This window comes from Luteimonas sp. Soil_C_16, from assembly GCF_057657295.1.
This window is the reverse complement of the sequence record NZ_JBDGIS010000001.1, coordinates 490,429-513,125: the sequence shown is the minus strand read 5'-3', so window position 1 is coordinate 513,125 and position 22,697 is coordinate 490,429. Positions and strand designations below refer to the sequence as shown.

Sequence of the window (22,697 nt, the reverse complement as noted above, 5' to 3'; positions counted from 1 at the left end):
GCAATGCGGGGCCTCGTCGTATCCAGCGGATGCGGCTGACGCGGTGGCTCAGCCTTCGCCCAGCGCCTTCGCCACGAACGGCGGCAGCGACTGCGCGCCCGTGTGGATGTCGGCGGTGTAGTACAGCGTCTCGAATGGCTTGGCGCGGGCGTCGGCTTCGCGGAAGTCGAAGCCCTGGCCCTTCCGCGCCAGCGTGCAGCTCCACCAGCCGGTGGGATAGCACGGCTGCGGGAACGGCAGGGTCTGGAAGGTGGTGAAGCCGGCCTTGCCCATCTCCGCGCGCATGGCCTTGATGAGATCCAGCAGCACCAGCGGCGACTCGGACTGCTGCACCAGGATCCCGTCGTCCTTCAGCGCGCGGTGGCAGCTTTCGAAGAACGCCTTGTTGAACAGGCCCTCGGCCGGGCCGACCGGATCGGTCGAATCGACGATCACGATGTCGACACTGCCGGGTTCGCAATTCGCCATGTAGGCGATGCCGTCGTCGAACAGGATCTCGGCACGCGGGTCGCCATTGGATTCGCACAGCTCGGGGAAGTACTTCTCCGCCATGCGTGTGACCTGCTCGTCGATGTCGCACTGCACGGCCTTCTCGACGCCCGGGTGGCGCAGCACTTCGCGCAGCGTGCCGCAGTCGCCGCCGCCGATGATCACGACGGTCTTCGGATCGGCGTGGGTGAACAGTGCCGGGTGCGACATCATCTCGTGATAGAGGAAGTTGTCGCGCGTGGTGACCATCATCGCGCCGTCGATGAGCATGACGTTGCCCCAGTCGGTGCTCTCGTAGATCTCGATCTTCTGGAACGGCGACTGCACCTCGTCGAGCTTCGCGTTGACGCGGAAGCCGATGGCCGAGCCGGCGGTGTCGAAGTTTTCGTAGAGCCAGTTGGGCGCGGTCATGGGGTGTCCTGCAAAGCGGATGAAGGGAAATCGGGCGGCGGCACGCGGGGGCGGCGCCTGGCGCGAGGGGCGAAATTGTAGCGAAGTCCGGATGTCGGCTTCGTGTCCGGGCCGATGCGATACTGCGACGCACCTGCTGCCGACACCGCCGAGCCCATGGAAGATCGCCGCGCGGCGCAGGCCGCCACCGCCCGACATCGCGCGCGGGTCCAGCGCCTGGAAACCCTCGCTGCCGCGTCGCCGCGCGCGTATCTCGTGCGTGTGGTGCTGCTGGCGCTGGCCGGTTACGGCTTCCTGATCGGCCTGTTGCTGCTGCTCCTGGCCGCGCCGCTGGCGATCGCATGGCGCGTGCTCGTGCAGGGCGTGCGTTTCGAGCCGCAGCTGGCGATCGTGCTGTTGATCGCCGGTGCGGGGATCGCCGCGCTGGTGCGCGCGCTGTGGGTGCGCTTCGAGGTACCGGGCGGTCGATTGCTGACACCGGATGAGGCGCCGGCACTACAGGCCGAAGTCGAGCGTCTGCGCCAGGCGACCGGCGCACCGCCGCTGGCGGGCATCGTCATCGATACCCGGCTCAATGCCGCCGCGGCCAGCCTGCCGCGCCTGCTCGGCCTCGCGGGGCATCGGCATTACCTCGTGCTGGGGCTGCCGCTGCTGCAACTGCTCGATCGCGACGAGGCCGCCGCGGTGATCGCACACGAATTCGGGCATTTCGGCGAGCGGCACGGGCGCCTGTCCGGCTGGCTCTACCGCGTGCGCTTCACCTGGTATCGCGCCGTCGACGGTCTGTCGCGGAGCGGTTTCCTGCTCTCGATGCCGATCGCGCGTTTCTATGCCTGGTACGCGCCGCTGTTCGACGCATGGAGTTTCGTGCTCGCGCGGGCGCACGAGTTCCGCGCCGACGCGACCGCCGCGCGGGTCGTCGACCGGGGCGCGATGGCCAGTGCGCTGCTGCGCATCGAACACGGCAGTGGCCGCCTGCAGTCGACGCTGTGGCCGCGCGTACTCGCCCGCGCCCGCGTGCAGTCACATCCACCGGCGCATCTGCTGGCACCGTTGATCGACGGGCTGCGCGCTGCGCCGCAGCCGGATCCGGCGCGTCTGCTCGCGATTGCCGACCGCGATGTCGATCCCGACGACACGCATCCGGTGCTGGCGCGGCGTCTCGACGCGCTGGGCGCGTCTGCCGTCCTGCGCACGCCCGGCGCACCTGCATCGGTATGGCTCGGCGACGCGCTGGACGCCATCGAACGTGACCTGGACCAGCACTGGCGCACGCAACTGAAGACGGAATGGCAGGCATTGCACGCCGCGGGCGCGCAAGATCGCGCCCGTTTCCATGCGCTCGACGCCCTGCCGGAGCGCTCGGCCGACGAAGCCGTCGAACATGCGCGGCTGTTCGAGACGGTCGAGATCGACCGTGATCCGCTGCCGGTACTGGCGCGCGCGCATGCCGCGCATCCGGACAGCGCGATGATCGCGTTCCGGCTGGGCCTGCGGCAGCTGGAGGCGGGTGATCTCGACGGCATCGCCCGCTTGCGTCAGGCGGTCGCGCGCGACGCGGGCGCGGTCGGCCCGGTTGGCGACGCGCTGGCGGCGCTGCTGCGCGATCCCGACTTGGATGCCGACACGGCCCGCCAGATAACCGCGCTACGCGACGAACTCGCCCCGCGCGCCGACGACCTGCGCGATCGCGATGCCGTCGTCGATGGTGATGCGTTGCAGCCACACGATCTCGACGCGGCCGCGCTGGGGCAGCTGAGCGCCGCGCTCGCCAGCCACGCGCGCATCGTCCGCGCGTGGCTGGCGTGCAAAGAGGTCGCCATGCGCGAACAGTCCGCGCATTACGTGCTGCTGCTCGAATGGCGTGGCTCCATCGCCAGCGAAGCCGCCGGACTGCGCGCGGTGTCGGAGGCGCTGCAGCTGCCGGGCAGCCACACGGTGTTCACCGGCAGCGACGCCGCAGCGCTGGCCAAGCAGGTCCGGCGCCTGTGCGGCGCGCCCGTCTACCGACGCGGGACGGGCCAGGCGTTCTGAGCGCCGCTGCGGCCGTGTCACCACAGGTTCGGCTGCCAGACCCTAGACTATGCGGCCTTCACGCTCGACCGGAATGCCGCCGATGACCGCCTGGTCCACCGACCTCGCCCGCAAGACCTACTCGATCCCGCACTGGAGCGAGGGGTATTTCGACGTCGATGACGCCGGCCGCATCGTGGTGTCGCCGCGCGGAGAACAGGGCCCGTCGATCGCGCTGCCCGAGGCGGTCGACGCCGCGCGCGCGAACGGCGCGCAGCTGCCGATGCTGGTGCGCTTCCCCGACATCCTCGGTGACCGCCTCGCGCGGCTGCAGGACGCCTTTGCGCAGGCGCAGGCCGAGTGGGACTATCCGGGCGGCTACACGGCCGTGTATCCGATCAAGGTCAACCAGCACCAGGGCGTCGCCGGCACGCTGGCCTCGCACCACGGCGACGGCTTCGGTCTGGAAGCGGGCAGCAAGCCGGAACTGATGGCGGTGCTGGCGCTGTCGCGTCCGGGCGGGCTCGTGGTCTGCAACGGCTACAAGGACCGCGAGTACATCCGGCTCGCGCTGATCGGCCGCAAGCTGGGCCTCGAGACCTTCATCGTCGTCGAGAAGCCGTCCGAGCTCGCGCTGGTGATGGAGGAAGCCGCCGCGCTCGGTGTGAAGCCGGGCCTCGGCGTGCGCATGCGTCTTGCGTCTCTGGGCGCCGGCAAGTGGCAGAACAGCGGCGGGGACAAGGCCAAGTTCGGTCTCAACCCGCGCCAGCTGCTCGACCTGTGGAAGAAGCTGCGCGACGCCGGCATGGCGGACTGCCTGCAGCTGCTGCATTTCCACATGGGTTCGCAGATCTCCAACGTCCGCGACATCTCCAACGGCATGCGCGAGGCGGTGCGGTACTTCGTCGAACTGACCAAGCTGGGCGCAGTGATCAGCCACGTCGATGTCGGTGGCGGTCTCGGCGTCGATTACGAAGGCACGCGTTCGCGCAGCTACAACTCGGTGAACTACGGCATCCGCCAGTACGCCGGTTCGATCGTGCAGCCACTGGCGCAGGCCTGCGCCGAGCACGGTCTCACACCGCCGCGCATCGTCACCGAATGCGGTCGCGCGATGACCGCGCACCACGCGGTGCTGGTCGCCAACGTGTCCGAAGTCGAACGCGCGCCCGAGGGTCGCGTGCCGGATGTGCACGACGACGAGCCGGCCGTGGTCGCGAACCTGCGCGAGCTCCATACCGAGCTGACCTCGCGTCCGGCGGTCGAGCTGTTCCACGAAGCGCAGCACCATCACGCCGAAGGTCTGGCGCTCTACGCACTGGGCCAGCTGGACCTGACGCATCGCGCGCGCATCGACGATCTGTTCTATGCGATCGCGCACGCGGTGCGCGCGCGGCTGACCTTCGACGAGAAGAGCCACCGCCCGCTGCTCGACGAACTCAACGAGCGGCTGGTCGACAAGTACTTCGTCAACTTCAGCGTGTTCGAATCGATGCCGGATGTGTGGGCGATCGACCAGGTGTTCCCGATCGTGCCGATCGAACGCCTCGACGAACTGCCCGAGCGTCGCGGCGTGATCGCGGATCTGACCTGCGATTCCGACGGCAAGATCGACATCTACGTCGAGAACGAGGATCTCGACACCTCGCTGCCGCTGCATCCGCTGCGCAAGGGCGAGCAGTACCGGCTCGGGTTCTTCATGGTCGGCGCCTACCAGGAAATCCTCGGCGACATCCACAACCTGTTCGGCGACACCGACGCGGTCGAAGTGAAGATCGAGGGCGACGGCATCACGGTCGTGCAGCAGCGTCGCGGCGACACCACCGATGTGATGCTCGACTACGTGGGCTATCGCCTCGACGACCTGCGCGCGCGCTACACCACGCTGGTCGACGATGCCGCGCTGGCCGCGGACGAATCGCAGCGGCTCAAGGACGCGCTGGAAGCCGGACTCACCGGCTACACGTATCTGGACGACACGCCGCTGGAGTGACGCGCCGGGCGGTCAGGGCGCGACCACGCCATGCAGCTGGCGCGCTTCCTGCAGTGTCACCTGGCCGTCCTTGTCGAAGTCCGCCTGCAGCAGCATCGCGGTCTGGACCTGCCGGTAGTTCGCGAGCGTGATACGTCGGTCGCCGTCCACATCGTAGTTGGCGTAGACGCCCGCAATGACCTTCGCCTGCACGTCTGGCGGCAGTTGCGAGGCGCCTGCGTCAAGTTGTTGCTTGCTCACTTCGGCGTAGCTCCAGATGCCGTCGCCGTCGAGATCGTGCTTCCGGAATTCGGTTTCGATCGCGACATCACTCTCGGCAATCGTGATGACGCCGTCGCGATTCGTATCCACGACGCTGAACATGTTCTCAACGTGCGCGGCGGCGCGCGGGTCCGCGTGTGCTGGAGACAGGTTGAGCAGCGATATCGCGAGCAATGCGGCGATGTGTCCTTTCATCTGTCCTGCTTCCTTGCATGGTGTCGCGACCACGATAGCAACACATGCGTCCAGCAGCGGCGTGCCATTGCGTCGGATTTTCTTTCGCTGGCATCGCGGCAATGATCACGGAATGCATCAGGCCGCCGGTGCAATCAATCGAAACCTGCCCCGGGATTATGCTTGCCGGGCATCGTGTCCGGCCCCAAAACGGCCGCGTCCCTTTTCCGGAGTTCTGCCCATGCGTTCTGTCCGTCCTGCCCGTGCGCTGCTCGCCATTGCCCTCGCCGCCGTGCTCGCCGCCTGCGCCGAGCCCGCGCCGCCGCCGGCCACCGTCGATGCACCGCCGCCGCCGATGACGACCGCCGACGCCGCGCCCGCCGCCGACAGCGTCGACGTGCATCGTTTCAGGATCGGCACGCTCGATGCAGTCGTGCTGCGCGACGGCGACATCCGGTTTCCCAATGACGGCAAGACCCTCGGTGTCGGCGCGCCGAAGGCCGAAGTCGATGCGCTGCTGACGCAGGCCGGCGAACCCACCGACACCGTGCATCTGAGCGTGCAGGCCCTGCTGGTGCACAGCGGCGACCGCGTGCTGCTGTTCGACACCGGCGCCGGCGATGCCGACTTCGCCGATGCGGGCCGTCTGCCGGCGTCGTTGCGCGCCGCAGGCGTCGAGCCGGCGGAGGTCACCGACATCTTCATCAGTCACGCGCATCCCGACCACGTCGGTGGGCTGCTCGACGACGCCGGCCAGGCCGTGTTCGCGAATGCGACCGTGCACCTCTCGGCGCCGGAATGGCAGGCGTTGCAGGCCGATCCTTCGAATGCCGCGCTGGCGGCGGCGATCTCGCCGCGCGTCGACGCATTCGCACCGGGCGCTGAGGTGGTGCCGGGCGTCACTGCGGTGGCGGTCGAAGGCCACACGGCGGGGCACAGCGCCTACGAGATCGTCGACGACGATGCGCGCCTGCTCTACATCGGCGACGCCGCGCACCACTTCGCGGTGTCGGTGCAGCGGCCGCAGTGGACGATCGCGTTCGATGGCGATGCGCCGGCCGCCGAGGCCAGCCGCGAAGCCCTGCTGGCGCGCGCGGCCGACAGCGGCGTCACCGTGGCCTCGCCGCATTTCCCGTATCCGGGACTGGGTCGGATCGTGCGCCGCGAGGGCAGCTTCGTCTGGGCGCCGCTGCAGTAAGCGGAAACCGCGACAATGGGGCGCGCGTTGTGTGCGACCCGACTTACTCAAGCGATGACGGTCAGAACTCGTCATGCCGGCGAAAGCCGGAATCCAGCGTCTTGAGTGCTGGAGCGCGTATCGAGCGCAACTGTCGCGGCGCCACTGGGCGCCGGATGGCTGCACGCAAAGTCACTGGATCCCGGCTTTCGCCGGGATGACGAGGCGTTTGAGTTCGGCTCAACTATGTTTGTAGCGTCGGCCCGTCGGCGACACGCGACAGCGCCCGCAGAGTCCGCCAATACACGCGAGCGTTCACCGAGGCCTGCGAGTCGCGACGTCCGATCAAACCTCGCGATGGATCTGGAAGCCCGCGAACGACTGGCTCACCGGCATCACTTCGAGCCGGTTGATGTTGAGGTGCGGCGGCAGGTTCGCCACCCACCACAGGGTTTCGGCGATGTCGTCGGCGACGATCGGCTGCGCGCCGGTGTACAGCGTGTCGGACGCGCTCTGGTCGCCGCTGGTGCGCACGAGTGTGAACTCGGTTTCGGCCAGGCCCGGTTCGATCGAGGTCACGCGCACGCCGGTACCGTGCAGGTCGCTGCGCAGGCCCAGCGAGAACTGGGTGACGAAGGCCTTGGTACCGCCATAGGTGTTGCCGCCGGGATAGGGATAGCTGCCGGCGATCGAGCTGACGTTGAGGATCGCGCCGCGCCGTTCGATCAGCGTCGGCAGCAACGCATGCGTCAGCGTGACCAGTGCGGTGACATTGGTGTCGATCATCTGCCGCCACTGCGCGAGGTCCGCGCGCTGCGCCGGCGCGGTGCCGAGCGCGAGACCGGCGTTGTTGACCAATGCGTCGATGGTGCGGAAGTCCGCCGGCAGCGCCGCGAGCGCGGCATGCATCGCGGCCTCGTCGCGGATGTCGAACGCGGCGGTGTGCAGGCGCTCGCTGCCGTGCGCATCGACCAGCGCCTGCAAGCGCTCGGCGCGACGACCGGTCGCGACCACGCGCCAGCCGCCGGCGAGAAACCGTGCGACGGCAGCGGCGCCGAAACCGGAGGTGCCGCCGGTGATGAGAATGGTGCGGGTCATGACGGGTCTCCTTGGAACGCGGCGCGCCGGGGGGCGGCGCGCGATCGATGCGGCATCAGGCAACGCGGGCGCGAGTCGTCCGCGCCGAGCTGTGGCTTACTCGGACGCCTGGTCCGCGCAGCACTTCTTGTACTTCTTGCCGCTGCCGCAGCTGCAGGGATCATTGCGGCCGGGCACGTCGGCGCGTTTGGCCGGCGCCGGGCGGCGGTCGTGCAGACGCTGCAGGTACATGTCGTAGAGCATGTCCGGCAGGTCATAGGTCAGGTCGAAACGCTCGTCGAGGGTCAGCATTTCCTCGGCCGTCATTTCGGCATCTGCGAGCTGCGAGGGATCCACGATCGCCAGGCGCGTGATCACGCCCAGATCGTTGTCGATCGCCTCGTGGTCTTCCATCCACTTCGCCCAGTCCTCCTCGAACTGCGCGGCGCCGCGCAGGAAGCCGGCGGCCCAGGCAGCGGCGAACGGGAAGTCCTCGGGAATGCCGTCGAGCGCATCGGCGTCGTCGGCCTTGTCTTCGTCGCCCTCGGATTCGGGCGGCAGGCCGAGCAGCGGCATCAGCGATTCGCGATCGCTTGCTTCCGAGGGATCGTGGCGGATGCGTTGTTCGACTTCGGCAGCCAGTCGCGTGATCAGCGCCTCGGCTTCGCGGGTCTGGCGCTCGTCGCGGCGCGGCACCTCGCCCGTGCCCCAGATCGCCGGGAACACCGTCGGCAGTTCGACGTCGACCGGCCCGACCGCGAGCGCGGACAGGAACCCGTCGAGCATTTCCAGATTGCCGAGGCCGGTTTCGGGATCGGTGCAGCGGTCGAGCAGCACATCCAGCCGGTCGAGTTCGGTGTCGCTGAGGGCGGTCGTGGGCTGGGTGGTCATGCGGCTTCGGCAACGTGCGGGGTGGTACAGCTTACCCGGTGACGTCGCCGCGCCGGCTCACCAGATGCCGGGCAGCAGCCGACGCGTGGTGCGTGCGTACTCGGGATAGTCGACCGGGAACGCCGCCGACAGCGCGGCTTCCTCGATGCGGATACGCCCGAGCAGCGCGAACCACAACGGCGCGGCGACGACCAGCGGCGCCAGCCAGCTGCCGAGCACACACAGGAATCCCGCAAAGGTGATCAGCAGGCCCGTGTACGAAGGATGGCGCAGCGTCCGGTACGGGCCGCTGCGGATCAGTTTGTGATCGGCGGCGATGGCGACATCGACGGTGAAATGTTCGGCGAGCACACGGATCGCCCACCAGCGGAACAGCATGCCCGCGAGCATCAGCGTGCAGCCGCTCCACAGCAGCAGCGGTTGCCACGCGGGTGGAAAGCGCCCCGGCGGCCAGATCGACACGACCAGCGCGACGGTCACGCAGCCGCCGATCACGAGCACCAGGCGCGCCAGCGTGCCGGCATCGCGACTGCGATCGGACGCGCGATGGCGCAGTCCGATCCACAGCTCGCTGCAGCACCACAACAGACTCAACGCCGCGAACACGAGGACACCGGCCATGGCCACGCTCCGGAGACGGGAGCGTCGAACGTTACAGGCTCAGTGTGATGTCGGAGTGCCGGGACCGGGTTTCGCCGGCGGTTTGCGTGCCGGCGTGTCGGTGTCGACCGGTTCGCTCGGCACGCGTCGTCGACCGGTCGTCGACTTGCCGCGTGTGCGCGCCTTGGTCGCGCGATGCTTCTGCAGCATGTCCTCGGCCAGCACCACGTCCTCGGACAGGATGCCGGCCGCGCGCGCGATCGCGATGCGTGCCGCCGCCCGATTCTCGTCCGGATTGGCCTGCAACAGTTCGCGGATCGCCTCGCGCACCGACGCCTGCGCGTTGTGCTTCAGCTTGAGATCGCTGCCCTGCTGGAACAGCGCCAGCAGCACGTCGACGACGGGTTTGATCAGTGCCGCTTCGATGGTCATGGCGCCCTTCCTCCCTTGAGCCTCCATTGTCCGCAGGCGGATCGCGTGGGCTGCGATCCGGATGGGACGGGGGGCACGGAATGGGGAGGTGGAGCGTCGGCGTCGCGGAAAGCTGAAGCGCTCAGCTGCAAGCCCCTCTCCTTGGGGAGAGGGGTTGGGGTGAGGGGCGGGCGCTCGCCGTGAGCGGAATGCGGGCGCGGGAGCTCTGCCCTCACCCGACGCGCGCTGCGCGTCGACCCCGGATCAGGTCCGGGGCAGGCTCTCTCCCGGAGGGAGGGGTGTTCAACGACTCCGCATGCGCGGAAGACGCGCGCTTACTGCGCCTTGATCGCCAGCGCCGGCAGGCCGCCGTTGCCGAGCTTCTGCTTGGCTTCTGCCAGATCCGTCGCAGTGCCGTAGGGCCCCATGCGGACGCGATACACGGTGCGGCCGGCGGCTTCGCCCGATTCGACGCGTGCGGTCAGGCCGAGCAGGGCGATGCGGGCTTTCAGGGCCTCGGCGTCGCCGGAGGCGCTGAACGAGCCGGCCTGCAGGATGTAACGGGCATCGCCCGCCGCGGCCGGCGTGGCGCTGGCTGCGGTGGCCGGCGCGGTGGTCGCCTGCTGCGCGGGCGTCGGGCGCTGTTCGGGCAGGGGCTGCGGACCGGTCGTCGCGCCGCCGGCCATGTCGGCGGCGTCGGGATGCTGGGCCTGCAGCGCCTGCTGCTGCGCCTCGGCGCGCTGCTGGCGCTGGGCTTCGGCGCGCGTGCTGGCGGCGAGTTCGGCGTCCGTCATCGGGACTTCCTGCTCGGGCAGCATCGTGTAGAAATCGTAGTCGGTCGACGTGCCCTGCGAGTCCGCGGCAGCGCGCGGGCGCTGGCCGGCCGGCGTCGGCAGTTCGGGTTCGGCGTCCGCGTCCGTGGTGCTGACCGCCGGCTGCGCATCGGGATTCGGGCTCGGCCGGAAGAAGCCGTCCTGCGAGTCGGGTTTGAGCAGGCGCGGTACCGCCAGCACAATGCCCAGTGCGAGCACCACACCGATGATCATCCACGCCCAGCCCGGCAATCCGCCGGAGCTGCCGCCGTTGCGTCGGGCCTGGGTCTTGCCACGTCGTGCCGCCATTACATCGCCTCCGGGGCCTGCACGCCGAGCAGCGTGAGACCGTTGCGCAGTACCTGTCGCACTGCAGTGGCCAGCGCCAGACGCGCATCGCGCACGTCGGCGTCGTCGACCAGGAACTGGTGATCGTTGTAGTACGTCTGGAAGCCCTGTGCCAGCTCCAGCAGGTAGGTCGCGATCAGGTGGGGTTCAAGCTGTGCGCCCGCGACGGCGACGATTTCCGGCCAGCGCGACAGATCGATCAGCACGTCGCGCAGCGCGACGTCGGTCATGTCCGGCAACTGCGCCAGGCCGTTCTGCAGATCGAACGCGAGGCCCGCGTCGCCGAGCTTGCGCAGCAGGCCGCAGATGCGCGCGTGCGAGAGCTGCACGTAGTAGACCGGGTTGTCGAGCGACTGGCTGCGCGCCAGGTCGATGTCGAACACCAGCTGCGAATCCGGCTTGCGCGCGACCAGGAACCAGCGCGTCGCATCGCGGCCGGCCTCGTCGATCAGATCGCGCAGCGTGAGATAGCTGCCGGCGCGCTTGCTGAGCTTCACTTCCTCGCCGCCGCGCATCACCGTGACCATCTGGTGCAGCACGTATTCCGGCCAGCCCTGCGGGATGCCGGCGTCGAGCGCCTGCAGACCCGCGCGCACACGCGCCAGCGAGCCGTGGTGGTCGGCGCCGAGTTCGGTGATCGCACGCGTGTAGCCGCGCTGCCACTTCGACAGGTGATAGGCCACGTCCGGCACGAAGTAGGTGTAGGTGCCGTCGGACTTGCGCATCACGCGGTCCTTGTCGTCGCCGTAGTCGGTGCTGCGCAGCCACAGCGCACCGCCTTCCTCGTAGGTGTGGCCGTGGGCGACGAGCTCGCGCACGGTTTCTTCCACCTTGCCGTCGGCGTACAGCGACGACTCGAGGAAATACACGTCGAAGCCGACGCCGAACGCGGCGAGGTCCTCGTTCTGCTCGCGGCGCAGCCACGCCACGGCGAAGCGGCGGATCGCGTCGAGATCGTCGGCGTCGTTGACGCCCGCGACGGTGTGGCCGTCGACTTCGACCGTCGCGCCATCGAGATACGCACGCGCGACATCGCCGATGTAATCGCCGTTATAGGCATCGGCCGGCCACTGCGCGTCGCCGGGCTTGAAGCCTTTGGCGCGCGCCTGGGTCGAGCGGGCGAGATTCTCGATCTGCACGCCGGCGTCGTTGTAATAGAACTCGCGCTTGACGTGCCAGCCGTTGGCATCGAGCACGCGCGCGATGCAGTCGCCGATCACCGCCGCGCGGCCGTGGCCGACGTGCAGCGGGCCGGTGGGATTCGCCGACACGTATTCGACGCCGGCGGTCTGCGAGGCGCCACTGTCGTTGCGGCCGAAGGCATCACCCTGCGTATGCACGGCGACCAGCTGGTCGCGCCACGCGTTCGCGGTGAGGCGGAAGTTGAGGAACCCCGGGCCGGCGATCTCGACCGACGCGATCGAGTCGTTAACCGGCAGCGCATCGACCAGCGCCTGCGCGATCGCACGCGGGTTCGACTTCGCGGGCTTGGCCAGCAGCATCGCCGCGTTCGTCGACGCATCGCCGTGGCTACGGTCCTTCGGACGTTCGACGGTGAAGGCGGGCGTGGCGAAGTCGGCAGGCAACGTGCCGGTGTCGCGCAGGGCGGCAATGGCCTGCTCGACCAGCGGCTCGATCAGGGCGCGGAGCTGGGATTTCACGGAATTTCGATCGCGGACAAACGGTCCGACATTGTACGCGAGCGCTGATGGCGCCCCGGGCTCGGTGATGGACGAACGTGCGAAGCCCTCCCCTGCAACGCGGGGGGAGGGTTGGGAGGGGGCAAACAGACCGATCGACGAGAGCCCGACTCACGCGGCGAATCTGCGCCCGAGTCTTGAACTGCACCCACTGACGGTTCGCCACCACCCAACCCTCCCCCGTAACACGGGAGAGGACTTCAGGGCAGCCGCAATCGCCGCTCAAGCCGTATGCTTTGCGCCCCCCGATGTCGGCCGCTCGCGTGGACGCGCTGTTTCCCGAACTGATCTGGCTGGTCTGCGTCGCCTTCATGGCCGGGCTGGTCGATGCCGCGGTCGGCGGCGGCGGGCTGGTGCAGTTGCCGGGGCTGTTCACCGCGCTGCCGCAGCACACGCCGGCGGCGCTGTTGGGCACCAACAAGTTCAGTTCGTTCTTCGGCACCGCCGCCGCCGGCTGGCGCTATGCGCGCAACGTCCGCTTTCCGTGGGCGCCGGTGCTGTTCGCCGCGGCGACCGCGTTCGTGTTCTCGTTCCTCGGCGCCACCGCGGTGACGTTGCTGCCGCGCGATGCGGTGCGGCCGCTGATCCTCGCGCTGCTGATCGCGATGCTGGCCTACACGCTGGTCAAGAAGGATTTCGGCGCGCTGCACCGGCCGCGCGATGTCGGGCGTCGCGAGCTCGGGCTGGCGCTGCTGATGGGTGCTGCGATCGGGTTCTACGACGGCCTGTTCGGCCCCGGCACCGGCAGCTTCCTGATCTTTCTGTTCATCCGCTTCTTCGGACTCGATTTCCTGCGCGCCACCGCGGCATCGAAGATCGTCAACATCGCGACCAATCTGGCCGCGCTGTCGTTCTTCGTGCCGTCGGGCCACGTGCTGCTGGCGTTCGCGGTGCCGATGGCGGTGGCGAACGTGGCCGGCGCGTTCGCCGGCACCCGGCTCGCGCTGCGCGGCGGCACGCCGGTGATCCGCAAACTGTTCGTGACCCTGGTGGTCGTGCTGATCGCCAAGATGGGCTGGGACACCTTCGCTGGCGCCTGAGCGCCCGCGGACACACACCTCAGCGGCGGCTGCCGCCGACTTCGATGAAGCGCAGGAACTCGGCACGGGTGCGCGCGTCCTCGCGGAAGCTGCCGAGCATCGTCGAGGTGATCATGCTCACGCCGCGCTTGTGCACGCCGCGGGTGGTCATGCACTCGTGCGCGCCTTCGACGACCACGCCGACGCCCAGCGGCGCCAGCGCGCGCTGGATGCAGCCGGCGATCTGCGCCGTCATCTTCTCCTGCACCTGAAAGCGCTTGGCGTAGGCCTCGACGACGCGCGCCAGCTTGCTGATGCCCACGACCTTGCCTGCCGGCAGATAGCCCACGTGGACCTTGCCGATAATCGGCGCCATGTGGTGTTCGCAATGGCTTTCGTATTCGATGTCGCGCAGCACGATCATCTCGTCGTAGCCGGCAACTTCCTCGAACGTCCGCGCGAGGTAGGCATCGGCATCGGTCGCGTAGCCGCTGAACCACTCGGTGTAGGCGTCGGCCACGCGGCGCGGCGTGTCGAGCAGACCCTCGCGCGCGGGGTCCTCACCGGCCCAGCGCAGCAGGGTCCGGACCGCCGATTCGGCGTCGTCGCGGCTGACGCCGTGGCGGGCGTCGGAATCAGAAGAACGGGTCATGGGCGGGCACCGCGGCAAAGACCGCCATGGTACCGCGTCGCATTCACCGCATCGGCGATGGATCGGTCAGCCGACCTTGGGGCCGGGGGAGTCCAGCGCGACATCGACATCGCCGCCATCGGGTGACATCGACCACGCATCCTCGACGGCGCCGCGGGCTTCGATCCAGCCCAGGCGCGAGGTGTCGCGCGCGCTCTTCCATTCCTTTTCGAGTTCACGCTCCACTTGGTCGAACCGGCTGCCGGCGTGGCGCTGGCGGCTGTCGCGACCGAACCGGTAGGCCGGGGCATAGTCGTTCCAGTGGCGGCCGGCCGAGTAGTACGGCGCCTGGGGCAGGCTGGCCTTGAACTGGGCCTCGAGCGCGTCCTGGCCCTCCGCGGCCGCATCGGCCGGCGTGTGTGGGTCTGGAGAAGTGGCGCGGTTGTGGAGGTCGTTGGTCATGGCGGGTCCCGCGAGCACGCCAGCGCCGATAAGGCGTATGGGAGGACGTGCTGCTGGGGGCGACGCTAGACCCGGCCCTGTCTGATGCCGGTGAAACGCGACCGTCGTCGTCGGTCCGTGCCAGCTGCGATTCAGCGCGGCGCCACGTCCAGGTCCAGACCGGCCAGCACCGCCGCCGTGAACGCCGCCGGATCGAACCGCTTGCCGGTCGGATCCTCCCCCCGCCGTACCAGCACCACGCCGCGCGACGGCACCACGATGACGTACTGCCCGCGGTTGCCCATCGCGGCGAAGGTGTCGGCCGGCACGCCGGGCGCGCGCTGCATCAGCCACAGGGTGGCGCCGTAGCCGAGATCGCCTTCGGGCTGCGGACCGGTGGGCGTGGTCGCGGCGCGCACCCAGCCCTCGGGCAGCAGGCGCCTGCCGTCGAACCCGCCGCCCTGCTGCAGCAGCAGGCCGAAACGGGCGAGATCGCGCGCCGTCGACCAGACCTGGCTCGACAGCACGAAGCCGCCGCGCCAGTCGGTCTCGGCGACGGTGCGGGTCATGCCCAGCGGCCAGAACAGGTCGGTGAACGGCCGCGACAGGGCGCGGGCCTCGTCGCCGGTGGCCGCACGCAGCGCGTGCACGGCCAGCACGCTGTCGTTGTTGGCGTAGCGGAACTGCGCGCCGGGCGGATGCGCCAGCGGCCAGCCGGTCGCGGATTCGGCCACGGTGGCGCCGCCGAAATACAGCGCATCGGTGCGGTTGCCGGCGGTGTCGCTGTGCAGGCCGCTGCTCATGCGCAGCAGCTGGTCGACGGTGATCGCGCCGCGCGGGTCCCCGGGCGCCTGCCATTCGGGCACCGGCGCCGGCTTCGACGGATCGAGCTCGCCGGCCGCCTGCGCCACGCCGATCAGCGCGCCGGCCAGGCTCTTGGCCACCGACCAGGTGCGCTGCGCGGTGTGCGGGCCGAAGCCATCGCGATAGCGCTCGGCGACGATGCGCCCGTCCTGCAGCACGAGCACGCCGGTCGTCGCATGACCCTCGCCGTAGGCCGGGGTGTCGAACGCAGCGGCCACGGCGGCTTCGAGCGCGGCTGCATCGCCACGCGGCGCAGCGGTCGCGTCGCGTTCGCCGAGCGGCCAAGGCCGGTCGTCGAGATCCGGCGTCGCGGTATCGAAGCGCGGCAAGGCGGTGATCGCATCGGCACCCGCACCGATCGGCAACTGCGCGCAGCCGAGGTTCGGACGCCACGCGGCGATGCGCGGCGGCAGCGCGTCGTCGAACGCGACGGACACCGTGTGCGCATCGGTATCGACCACCGCGTCCAGTACCCGCACGTCGTCCTGGTAGTCGGGATAGATGCCGACGAGCTCCAGCACCTGTGCCTGCGCCGCCGTGCGTCCGGCATTGAACTGCACGCTGCACAACGTCAGCGCCTTGTAGCCCGCGGCGATCGCGCGTGCATGGGTCGCGCGTTCGCGCTCCATCGCTGTCTGCGCGACGGCGGACGTGGTGACGAGCAGCAGCGGCAGCAACAGGGCGAGACGCATCGGCATTCCGGGCAACGGGACTGAACGCCAGTGTAGGCGTCGCGCTTTGCCGCGCGACCGGCGACGGGCATCATGTCCGGCCGGACACACGCAACACACGGAGCAGGACATGACGGACGCCACCGGCACGCGACGCATCAAGCGTTCGAAGACGACGGCCCTGCTGTTGATGGGCACCGCGCCATTGCTGTTCACGGCCTGCCAGCGCACCGCGCCCGTGGAAGTGCAGGACGGGCTCTACACCTCGGTCGAAAGCTGCGCGCAGGCTGTCGGCGACACCGCCACGTGCCGCATCGCGTTCGAGCAGGCCAAGCTGCAGGCGGCCGACACCGCGCCGCAGTACAGCAGCCGCGCCGCCTGCGAAGCCGAGTTTCCGGCCGAGGAATGCGTCGAGCAGAAGACCTCGACCGGGCATTCCTTCATCGGTCCGCTGATGGCCGGTTTCTTCCTGTCGCAGATGATGGGCGGCAACCGCGCCGGTCTCGCCCAGCAGACGCCGCAGGCCTCGCCCGCGTTCCGCGACAACCGCCAGGGCTGGCTGCGTCCGAACGGCGCACCGGGCGCCGGCCGCGCCGGCATGGCGCCGGTGTCGGCGACGCCGGACCGCGCGGTGACCGCGAACCGCGGCGGTTTCGGTCGCTCGGCCACCGGTCGCAGCACCGGCGGCTGAGGTGCGGCGCATTCCGATCGTCGAACGCGGCGACTGGCAGGCGCAGGCTGCCGAGTGCGGCTTCCGGTTCCACACCATCGACGGCGCCCGTTACTGGGACGAACGCGCGTACTACGCGTTCTCGATGGCGCAGATCGAGCACGACCTCGAAGACCCCAGCGTCGAAATCCACCAGATGGCGATGGGCCTGGTCGACGAGATCGTCGGCAGCGAATCGCTGATGGAACAACTGGCGATTCCGGCGCATTACCGCGACTGGATCGCCGAGAGCTGGCGCCGCCGCGAGCCGCATCTCTACGGGCGACTCGATTTCGCCTACGACGGCACCGGCCCGGCCAAGCTCTACGAACTCAATTACGACACGCCGACCTCGCTGTTCGAGGCCGCGTTCTTCCAGTGGCAGTGGCTCGAAGACCAGCGCGCCAGCGGCCGCCTGCCGCGCGACGCCGACCAGTTCAATTCGATCCACGAAGCGCTGGTTGACCGCTTCGCCGACCTCGCATCGAGCCTGCCGCCGCCGCTGCTGTTCGCCGCCGTGCGGGACTCCGAAGAAGACCAGGGCACGATCGCCTACCTGCACGACTGCGCATCGCAGGCCGGTCTGCACGGCGCGGCGATCGCGCTCGAAGACATCGGCCTGTCCGAGGACGGCCGCTACACCGATCTCGACGACACGGTGATCGGCTCGCTGTTCAAGCTGTATCCGCTCGAAGACCTGTTCGCCGACGACTTCGGCCGCGCGCTGCCCAAGTCCGGCCTGCGCCTGATCGAACCGCCGTGGAAGGCCCTGCTCAGCAACAAGGGCCTGCTGCCGCTGCTGTGGGCGCGGCATCGCGGGCATCCGAACCTGCTCGCGGCCGAGTTCGACACCGGCGGCGACCTGCCCGCCGGCTGGGTGCGCAAACCGCTGCACTCGCGCGAAGGCGCGAACATCGAACTGCATCTCGCCGACGGCCAGCGCCTGCACAGCGACGGCCCCTACGCCGGCCCGGGCATCCGCCAGGCCGCACATCCGCTGCCGGCGTTCGACGGTCACTACCCGATGGTCGGCAGCTGGATCGTCGGCGATCACGCCTGCGGCATCGGCATCCGCGAAGACGATTCGCCGATCACCCGCGACAGTGCGCGCTTCGTGCCGCACGCGATCGTCGAAGCGGATGCGCCGGCGACGTTCTACGCCTGAGGCAGAAGCACTGAACGCGAGTGGAGCTCGCGGGCGTGTCGCTAGAGCCCGCCCCCGCGCGCGGGGGTAAGAGCGGTGCGCTCGCGCGGCATGCCGCGCGGATCGATCGAACCACCGGCGCGCTGCGCCGGGCCGGATGGGTTGGGTGGGGGCACACGTTCCGCTCACGCACGACTCAATCCATGCGCACATCCCGCGCTTCGATCCACGCATCCACCACGCGACAGACTCCATCCGGATTCGACAGCACTTCGTCGTTCCAGAAGCGCAGCACATGAAATCCGCATCGACGTAGATATGCATCGCGCGCTGCATCGGATCGCGAGCCGTTGTGTTGTCCGCCATCTACTTCGATCACCAGCGCGGGTTCCAGGCACGCGAAGTCGACGATGAACGGTCCGATCGGATGTTGTCTTCGGAACTTCAGATTGCAGCGCTGTCGACCGCGCAGGTGGCGCCAGAGGGCGTACTCGGCAGGCGTCATCGCACGTCGCAGGCGTTTTGCGAGCAGGTTGCGTTGTCCAGCGCGCATGGCGAATATCCGACAAAAGCTGGATCGACAGGCTGTGCTTCTCGCGAATCGGAGGCCAGCGGCGCAATGACCTCGCGAGCGTGGGGTTTGCCCCCACCCAACCCTCCCCCGCTGGCGGGGGAGGGCTCAAGACGCTCGCGACGTACGTCGGCCCATGCGGACCATTGCCCGGACGCGTCCCGCGCTGTGCTGGATGGTCCCGACGCCGCGCTCGGAGCCCTCCCCCGCCAGCGGGGGAGGGTTGGGTGGGGGCAGCCCCTCAGCGCCGGAGCGGTTTGAACGCGCGCAGGCAAGAGGCCGGCGACTGGCCTGCCATCCGGCACTGACCCCGCGTCCAACACACCTCGTCCGATACAAGACCCCCACTCCTGCGATCATGTACGTATGACCACGCCTCTCCCGTTCTCCACGCTCGCGCTGTCGCCCGCCCTGTTGCAGGGCGTCGATGCCCTCGGCTACACGTCGATGACCCCGATCCAGGCCGAATCGCTGCCGCCGATTCTCGAAGGCCGCGATGTCATCGCCCAGGCGCCGACCGGCAGTGGCAAGACCGCGGCGTTCGGGCTCGGGCTGTTGCAGAAGATCGACACCGGCCTCATCGAGACCCAGGCGCTGGTGCTGTGCCCGACGCGCGAGCTCGCCGACCAGGTCGGCAAGCAGCTGCGCAAGCTCGCGCTCGGCATTCCGAACCTCAAGCTCTCGCTGCTGTGCGGCGGCATTCCGCTCGGGCCACAGCTGGCCACGTTGACGCATCCGCCGCATGTCGTCGTCGGCACGCCGGGCCGCATCCAGGAACTGGCGAAGAAGAAGGCGCTGCATCTGCGCCACGTGCGCACGCTGGTGCTCGACGAAGCCGACCGCATGCTCGACATGGGTTTCGAGGACTCGATCCGCGACATCGTCAAGCGCGTGCCGCCGACGCGACAGGGCCTGCTGTTCTCGGCCACGTTCCCCGACGGGATCCGCGATCTCGGCACCGCGATGCTGCGCGAGCCGGTGCAGATCGGCGTCGAAGGTGACGCGCCGGCGCCGAAGATCGAGCAGATCTTCCACGAGGTCGAACCGTCGCGCCGCGCACCGCAGCTGGCCGCGCTGCTGCTGCGCCATCGCCCGGAATCGGCGGTGGTGTTCTGCAACACCCGCGCCGACGTCAACGAGGTCGCCGGTTCGCTCGCCCACTACGGCTTCGATGCACTCGCGCTGCACGGCGACATGGAACAGCGCGACCGCGACGAGGTGCTGGTGCGCTTCGCCAACCGCAGCTGCAATGTGCTGGTGGCGAGCGACGTCGCCGCGCGGGGGCTCGACGTCGAGGACATCGGCGCGGTGGTGAATTACGAGCTGCCGCACGACGCCGACACCTATGTGCACCGCATCGGCCGCACCGGTCGTGCGGGCCGCTCGGGCCTGGCGCTGAGCCTGGTGACGCCGCGTGAACTGCCGCGCACCGCGCTGGTCGAAGCGCAGTTCGGCGCGCCGTTGCGCTGGGAAAAACTGTTGCCGCTCAGCGGCAAGGGCAGCGATGTGCCGGCCGCGCCGATGGTCACGCTGCGCATCGATGCCGGCCGCACCGACAAGCTGCGCCCCGGTGACATCGTCGGCGCGCTGACCGGCGAGGCCGGGCTGCACAAGGACGCGATCGGCAAGATCGATGTCTTCGCCACGCGCAGCTACGTCGCCATCACGCGCGGCAAGGTGCAGCAGGCGGTCAACCACCTGCGCGACGGTAAGATCAAGGGCCGACGCTTCCGCGTGCAGCCGCTGAAGACGACGTAATCATCCCCCGGCGCTGCGCGAGACTGCGCGCATGCGCCTTCTGATCATCACCTACGGCACCGAGGGCGACGCGCGCCCGCTCGCCGCGCTCGGCTGCGCGTTGATGCGCGCCGGGCACTCGGTGCATCTGCTCGGCGATGCCGACACGCTCGACAGCGCCCGCGCGCTCGGTGTGCCGGCGACCGCGCTGGCCGGCGACATCCGCGGCACGCTGTCGCGCATGCGCGCGATGCGCCAGATCGAGCGCGCGCTGATCCGTATCGTCGAGGCGCGCACGCCCGAATGGATGCAGCAGGCGATGGCGCTCGGCGCGGGGTGCGATGCGGTGATCGTGTCCGGCCTCACGGCATTCGTCGGCCTGTCGGTGGCCGAGGCGCTGGGCAAGCCTGCGATCGGCGCGATGATGATTCCGATCAGTCCGACCGCTGCGTTCACCTCGCCGCTGTCGCCGCTGCGTCTGCCGCGCGTGCTCAACCGCAGCTCGCACGCCTTCGTGAACCACATGGTCTGGCGTACGTTCCGCGCGACGACGAATCGCGGCCGCGTCGCGATCGGGCTGCCGCCCCGCAAGGCGCTGTGGACCGCGCACCCGGTGCTCTATGGCGTCTCGCCGGCGCTGCTGCCGGACATCGACGACTGGCCGGATGACGCGATCGCCTGCGGCCAATGGGTGCCGCCGTTGACGGACTGGACGCCACCGGCCGATCTCGTCGACTGGATCGCGTCGGGTCCGCCGCCGGTCTATGCCGGCTTTGGCAGCATGAGCGGCTTCGATGTGCCGCGCGTGCGTGCTGCATTGCTGGACGCGGTCGGCGATCGGCGCGTGCTGTTCAATCCCGGCTGGAGCGGCATCGACATCACCGGTCTTCCAGCGAACGTCCACGTCATCGGCAGCGTGCCGCACGACTGGCTGCTGCCACGCTGCGCGCTGGCGATCCATCATGGCGGCTCGGGCACCACGCACTCCGCATGCCGCGCCGGGATTCCATCGGTGATCCTGCCGTTCGCCGGTGACCAGCCGTTCTGGGCAGGCCGCCTGCGCGCGCTGGGCATCGCGGACCGGGTGCTGTCGGGTCGGCGGCCTTCGGCATCCGGCCTACGGGGAGCGATCGCCTTCGCCGAACGCCCCGAAATACGTGCCCGGGCCGACGCACTGGGGCGCGTGATGCGGGACGAAGATGGCTGCAGGATCGCCGTGGCGTGGATCGAACGCCTGCTGCAGGATTGAGCCTCTTGCCATGGAGGTGCAGCGCGATGGACGACGGTTACGACGTGCGCGAACCTGCAGGTGGGTGTATTGCGATGGTCTCGACGATCGCGATGGCGATCTGGATCGCAGGCATTCTGGTTGCCTCTGCGTTAGGTGATTTGTCGCCGGCCACGCTGGCTGTCTTCTCGCTTGCTGTCCTGGGTCTGGCTCTCTTGGCGTTCAGACGCTGTCGGCGCCGGCCGAAGCGGGTCCTGATCGGCGCAGATGCGCACGGCATCCGTATCCCGCGGCGCCTGTGGATCAACGACGATCCGGACTGGCTGCAGTATGCGTGGAGCGTGGTCGGCGACATCGCGGCGCACGCAAACGGCGGCTATGGCGGAGATGGCCATTCGATTGCGATCACCGTCGATCTGCGGGAAGCGGATCGACGCCTGTTGATGTCCCGGCACGGTGGATTTCCGCGGGATCCCGAGGGGCGTGTGCAGTTGAACGTGCCGTTCGCCGGATCGATGTCGCGTGCACGCGCGGAAGCCCGCACGCTCGAATCATTGCGCGCACGGTGGGCTGTTTCGTCACCCGTCGGCGGCCATAACCGCGGCACGTACACCGCACCATGACTGAACGCAACAGGCGCACCTCGGGTTCACCCGAGGTCCCAGCCCCGCGCGCAGTCGAGAAAATGAAGACCCCACTGCACATGGACCGCAGCACATGAGCGACAACGCATCGGGCGTCTCGGGCGCCGACTCTTCGAACGGCGCGAACGACACGCGCGGCGCAGCCGCCGAAGCCGCTGCCGAGCACGGTCTGGACGCCACCGCCAGCGCATCCAACGAGGCCGTGTCCGCAGCCGAGACCGGCAAGGCCGCCGCCGCTGCAGGCGACACCTGCACGGCCGAAGCCTCGGCCAATCGCGCGGAAGCTGCCGCTGCCGAAGCGGTCGAAGCGGCGGCCGCCATGGCCGACATCGCGGCGAACAATCCGACGCCGGCGACCGAAGCGATGGCGGGATTCGCCGCCAGCTACGCGCAGGCGGCCACCGAGGCCGCGGCGTCCGCGCGCAGTGCGCTCGACGGCATGCAGGCGTCGCAAGGACTGGGCGCGTGCGTGTCCGAGGCGCCGACCTCGCCGACGCAGGGACTGGCGCTGTCGACGATCAACCAACTGGGCGGGATGTGGTCCTGACGCAGCAATAGCGTTCGTTCGATACGGACAGCTGAAGCGCTTGGCGTCTGGACATGAGGCGTCGGGGGCTGTCTGCTGCGCGCTGACGTGCAGCGCCCTCACTCGACGCGCGTTGCGCGTCGATCTCTCCCGGA

At 69.3% G+C, this 22,697-nt stretch carries 22 protein-coding genes; 10 read left to right on the top strand and 12 right to left on the bottom strand.

Annotated features, from left to right (window positions below):
* Positions 1-48: 48 nt before the first annotated feature.
* A complete protein-coding gene (gene speE / locus AC3A5T_RS02270; RefSeq protein WP_487627173.1) occupies positions 49-900 on the bottom strand; it encodes a polyamine aminopropyltransferase in 852 nt (283 codons plus the stop codon).
* A gap of 156 nt (positions 901-1,056) precedes the next feature.
* Between speE and AC3A5T_RS02265 the strand changes: the two genes are divergently transcribed.
* Both AC3A5T_RS02265 and speA read left to right on the top strand, forming a co-directional pair.
* On the top strand, positions 1,057-2,934 hold the full coding sequence (locus tag AC3A5T_RS02265; RefSeq protein WP_487627172.1) for a M48 family metalloprotease: 1,878 nt from the start codon (positions 1,057-1,059) through the stop codon (positions 2,932-2,934).
* 82 nt (positions 2,935-3,016) lie between these two features.
* Entirely contained in the window at positions 3,017-4,906 is a 1,890-nt protein-coding gene (gene speA, locus AC3A5T_RS02260) for an arginine decarboxylase (protein WP_487627171.1), read from the top strand.
* Positions 4,907-4,918: 12 nt separating this feature from the next.
* Here the strand turns inward: speA and AC3A5T_RS02255 are convergent, their stop codons facing one another.
* Positions 4,919-5,464 carry an EF-hand domain-containing protein gene (locus AC3A5T_RS02255; protein ID WP_487627170.1) on the bottom strand — a complete coding sequence of 182 codons (546 nt, stop codon included), beginning with the start codon at positions 5,462-5,464 and terminating at the stop codon, positions 4,919-4,921.
* A 118-nt stretch (positions 5,465-5,582) separates the two neighbouring features.
* Here AC3A5T_RS02255 and AC3A5T_RS02250 point away from each other — a divergent pair, with 118 nt between their 5' ends.
* The gene (locus tag AC3A5T_RS02250) at positions 5,583-6,539 is read left to right on the top strand and encodes an MBL fold metallo-hydrolase (protein WP_487627169.1); all 957 of its coding nucleotides are present in this window, start codon (positions 5,583-5,585) and stop codon (positions 6,537-6,539) included.
* Between the two features lie 324 nt (positions 6,540-6,863).
* On the opposite strand, the gene AC3A5T_RS02245 is transcribed toward AC3A5T_RS02250, so the two are convergent.
* The 6 genes from AC3A5T_RS02245 to argS form a co-directional block, all read right to left on the bottom strand.
* Complete coding sequence (locus AC3A5T_RS02245; protein WP_487627168.1) at positions 6,864-7,616, bottom strand: SDR family NAD(P)-dependent oxidoreductase; 753 nt, start codon at positions 7,614-7,616, stop codon at positions 6,864-6,866.
* Between the two features lie 96 nt (positions 7,617-7,712).
* Positions 7,713-8,486 carry a UPF0149 family protein gene (locus AC3A5T_RS02240; RefSeq protein ID WP_487627167.1) on the bottom strand — a complete coding sequence of 258 codons (774 nt, stop codon included), beginning with the start codon at positions 8,484-8,486 and terminating at the stop codon, positions 7,713-7,715.
* 57 nt (positions 8,487-8,543) lie between these two features.
* A complete protein-coding gene (locus tag AC3A5T_RS02235) occupies positions 8,544-9,107 on the bottom strand; it encodes a methyltransferase family protein (protein WP_487627166.1) in 564 nt (187 codons plus the stop codon).
* Between the two features lie 39 nt (positions 9,108-9,146).
* Positions 9,147-9,518, bottom strand: coding sequence for a hypothetical protein (locus tag AC3A5T_RS02230; RefSeq protein ID WP_487627165.1), 372 nt, complete (start codon positions 9,516-9,518; stop codon positions 9,147-9,149).
* 314 nt (positions 9,519-9,832) lie between these two features.
* Positions 9,833-10,618 carry an SPOR domain-containing protein gene (locus tag AC3A5T_RS02225; protein WP_487627164.1) on the bottom strand — a complete coding sequence of 262 codons (786 nt, stop codon included), beginning with the start codon at positions 10,616-10,618 and terminating at the stop codon, positions 9,833-9,835.
* Positions 10,618-12,318: an arginine--tRNA ligase gene (argS, locus tag AC3A5T_RS02220; RefSeq protein ID WP_487627163.1), complete on the bottom strand. Its 1,701-nt coding sequence runs from the start codon at positions 12,316-12,318 to the stop codon at positions 10,618-10,620. The genes AC3A5T_RS02225 and argS overlap by 1 nt, the downstream gene beginning before the upstream one ends.
* 287 nt (positions 12,319-12,605) lie before the next feature.
* On the opposite strand from argS, the gene AC3A5T_RS02215 reads away from it, so the two are divergent.
* Complete coding sequence (locus tag AC3A5T_RS02215; RefSeq protein ID WP_487627162.1) at positions 12,606-13,397, top strand: sulfite exporter TauE/SafE family protein; 792 nt, start codon at positions 12,606-12,608, stop codon at positions 13,395-13,397.
* Positions 13,398-13,416: 19 nt separating this feature from the next.
* Here AC3A5T_RS02215 and folE read toward each other — a convergent pair whose 3' ends face one another.
* The 3 genes from folE to AC3A5T_RS02200 form a co-directional block, all read right to left on the bottom strand.
* Positions 13,417-14,028: a GTP cyclohydrolase I FolE gene (folE, locus tag AC3A5T_RS02210; RefSeq protein WP_232148388.1), complete on the bottom strand. Its 612-nt coding sequence runs from the start codon at positions 14,026-14,028 to the stop codon at positions 13,417-13,419.
* A 66-nt stretch (positions 14,029-14,094) separates the two neighbouring features.
* Positions 14,095-14,469, bottom strand: a complete 375-nt coding sequence (locus AC3A5T_RS02205) for a hypothetical protein (RefSeq protein ID WP_487627161.1) — start codon at positions 14,467-14,469, stop codon at positions 14,095-14,097.
* A gap of 131 nt (positions 14,470-14,600) precedes the next feature.
* Positions 14,601-16,004, bottom strand: coding sequence for a serine hydrolase domain-containing protein (locus AC3A5T_RS02200; protein WP_487627160.1), 1,404 nt, complete (start codon positions 16,002-16,004; stop codon positions 14,601-14,603).
* A 136-nt stretch (positions 16,005-16,140) separates the two neighbouring features.
* On the opposite strand from AC3A5T_RS02200, the gene AC3A5T_RS02195 reads away from it, so the two are divergent.
* Together AC3A5T_RS02195 and AC3A5T_RS02190 are read left to right on the top strand one after the other, a co-directional pair.
* Positions 16,141-16,674: a DUF1190 domain-containing protein gene (locus AC3A5T_RS02195; protein WP_487627432.1), complete on the top strand. Its 534-nt coding sequence runs from the start codon at positions 16,141-16,143 to the stop codon at positions 16,672-16,674.
* 1 nt (position 16,675) lies between these two features.
* Entirely contained in the window at positions 16,676-17,857 is a 1,182-nt protein-coding gene (locus tag AC3A5T_RS02190) for a glutathionylspermidine synthase family protein (protein WP_487627159.1), read from the top strand.
* Positions 17,858-18,032: 175 nt separating this feature from the next.
* Here AC3A5T_RS02190 and AC3A5T_RS02185 read toward each other — a convergent pair whose 3' ends face one another.
* Positions 18,033-18,389, bottom strand: a complete 357-nt coding sequence (locus AC3A5T_RS02185) for an endonuclease domain-containing protein (protein ID WP_487627158.1) — start codon at positions 18,387-18,389, stop codon at positions 18,033-18,035.
* 384 nt (positions 18,390-18,773) lie between these two features.
* Here AC3A5T_RS02185 and dbpA point away from each other — a divergent pair, with 384 nt between their 5' ends.
* From dbpA to AC3A5T_RS02165, 4 genes are all read left to right on the top strand, one after another.
* Positions 18,774-20,165 carry an ATP-dependent RNA helicase DbpA gene (dbpA, locus tag AC3A5T_RS02180; protein ID WP_487627157.1) on the top strand — a complete coding sequence of 464 codons (1,392 nt, stop codon included), beginning with the start codon at positions 18,774-18,776 and terminating at the stop codon, positions 20,163-20,165.
* 31 nt (positions 20,166-20,196) lie between these two features.
* A complete protein-coding gene (locus tag AC3A5T_RS02175; protein WP_487627156.1) occupies positions 20,197-21,393 on the top strand; it encodes a glycosyltransferase in 1,197 nt (398 codons plus the stop codon).
* A gap of 26 nt (positions 21,394-21,419) precedes the next feature.
* A complete protein-coding gene (locus AC3A5T_RS02170) occupies positions 21,420-21,995 on the top strand; it encodes a hypothetical protein (RefSeq protein WP_487627155.1) in 576 nt (191 codons plus the stop codon).
* Between the two features lie 94 nt (positions 21,996-22,089).
* Positions 22,090-22,563, top strand: coding sequence for a hypothetical protein (locus AC3A5T_RS02165; protein ID WP_487627154.1), 474 nt, complete (start codon positions 22,090-22,092; stop codon positions 22,561-22,563).
* The last annotated feature ends 134 nt before the right edge of the window (positions 22,564-22,697 follow it).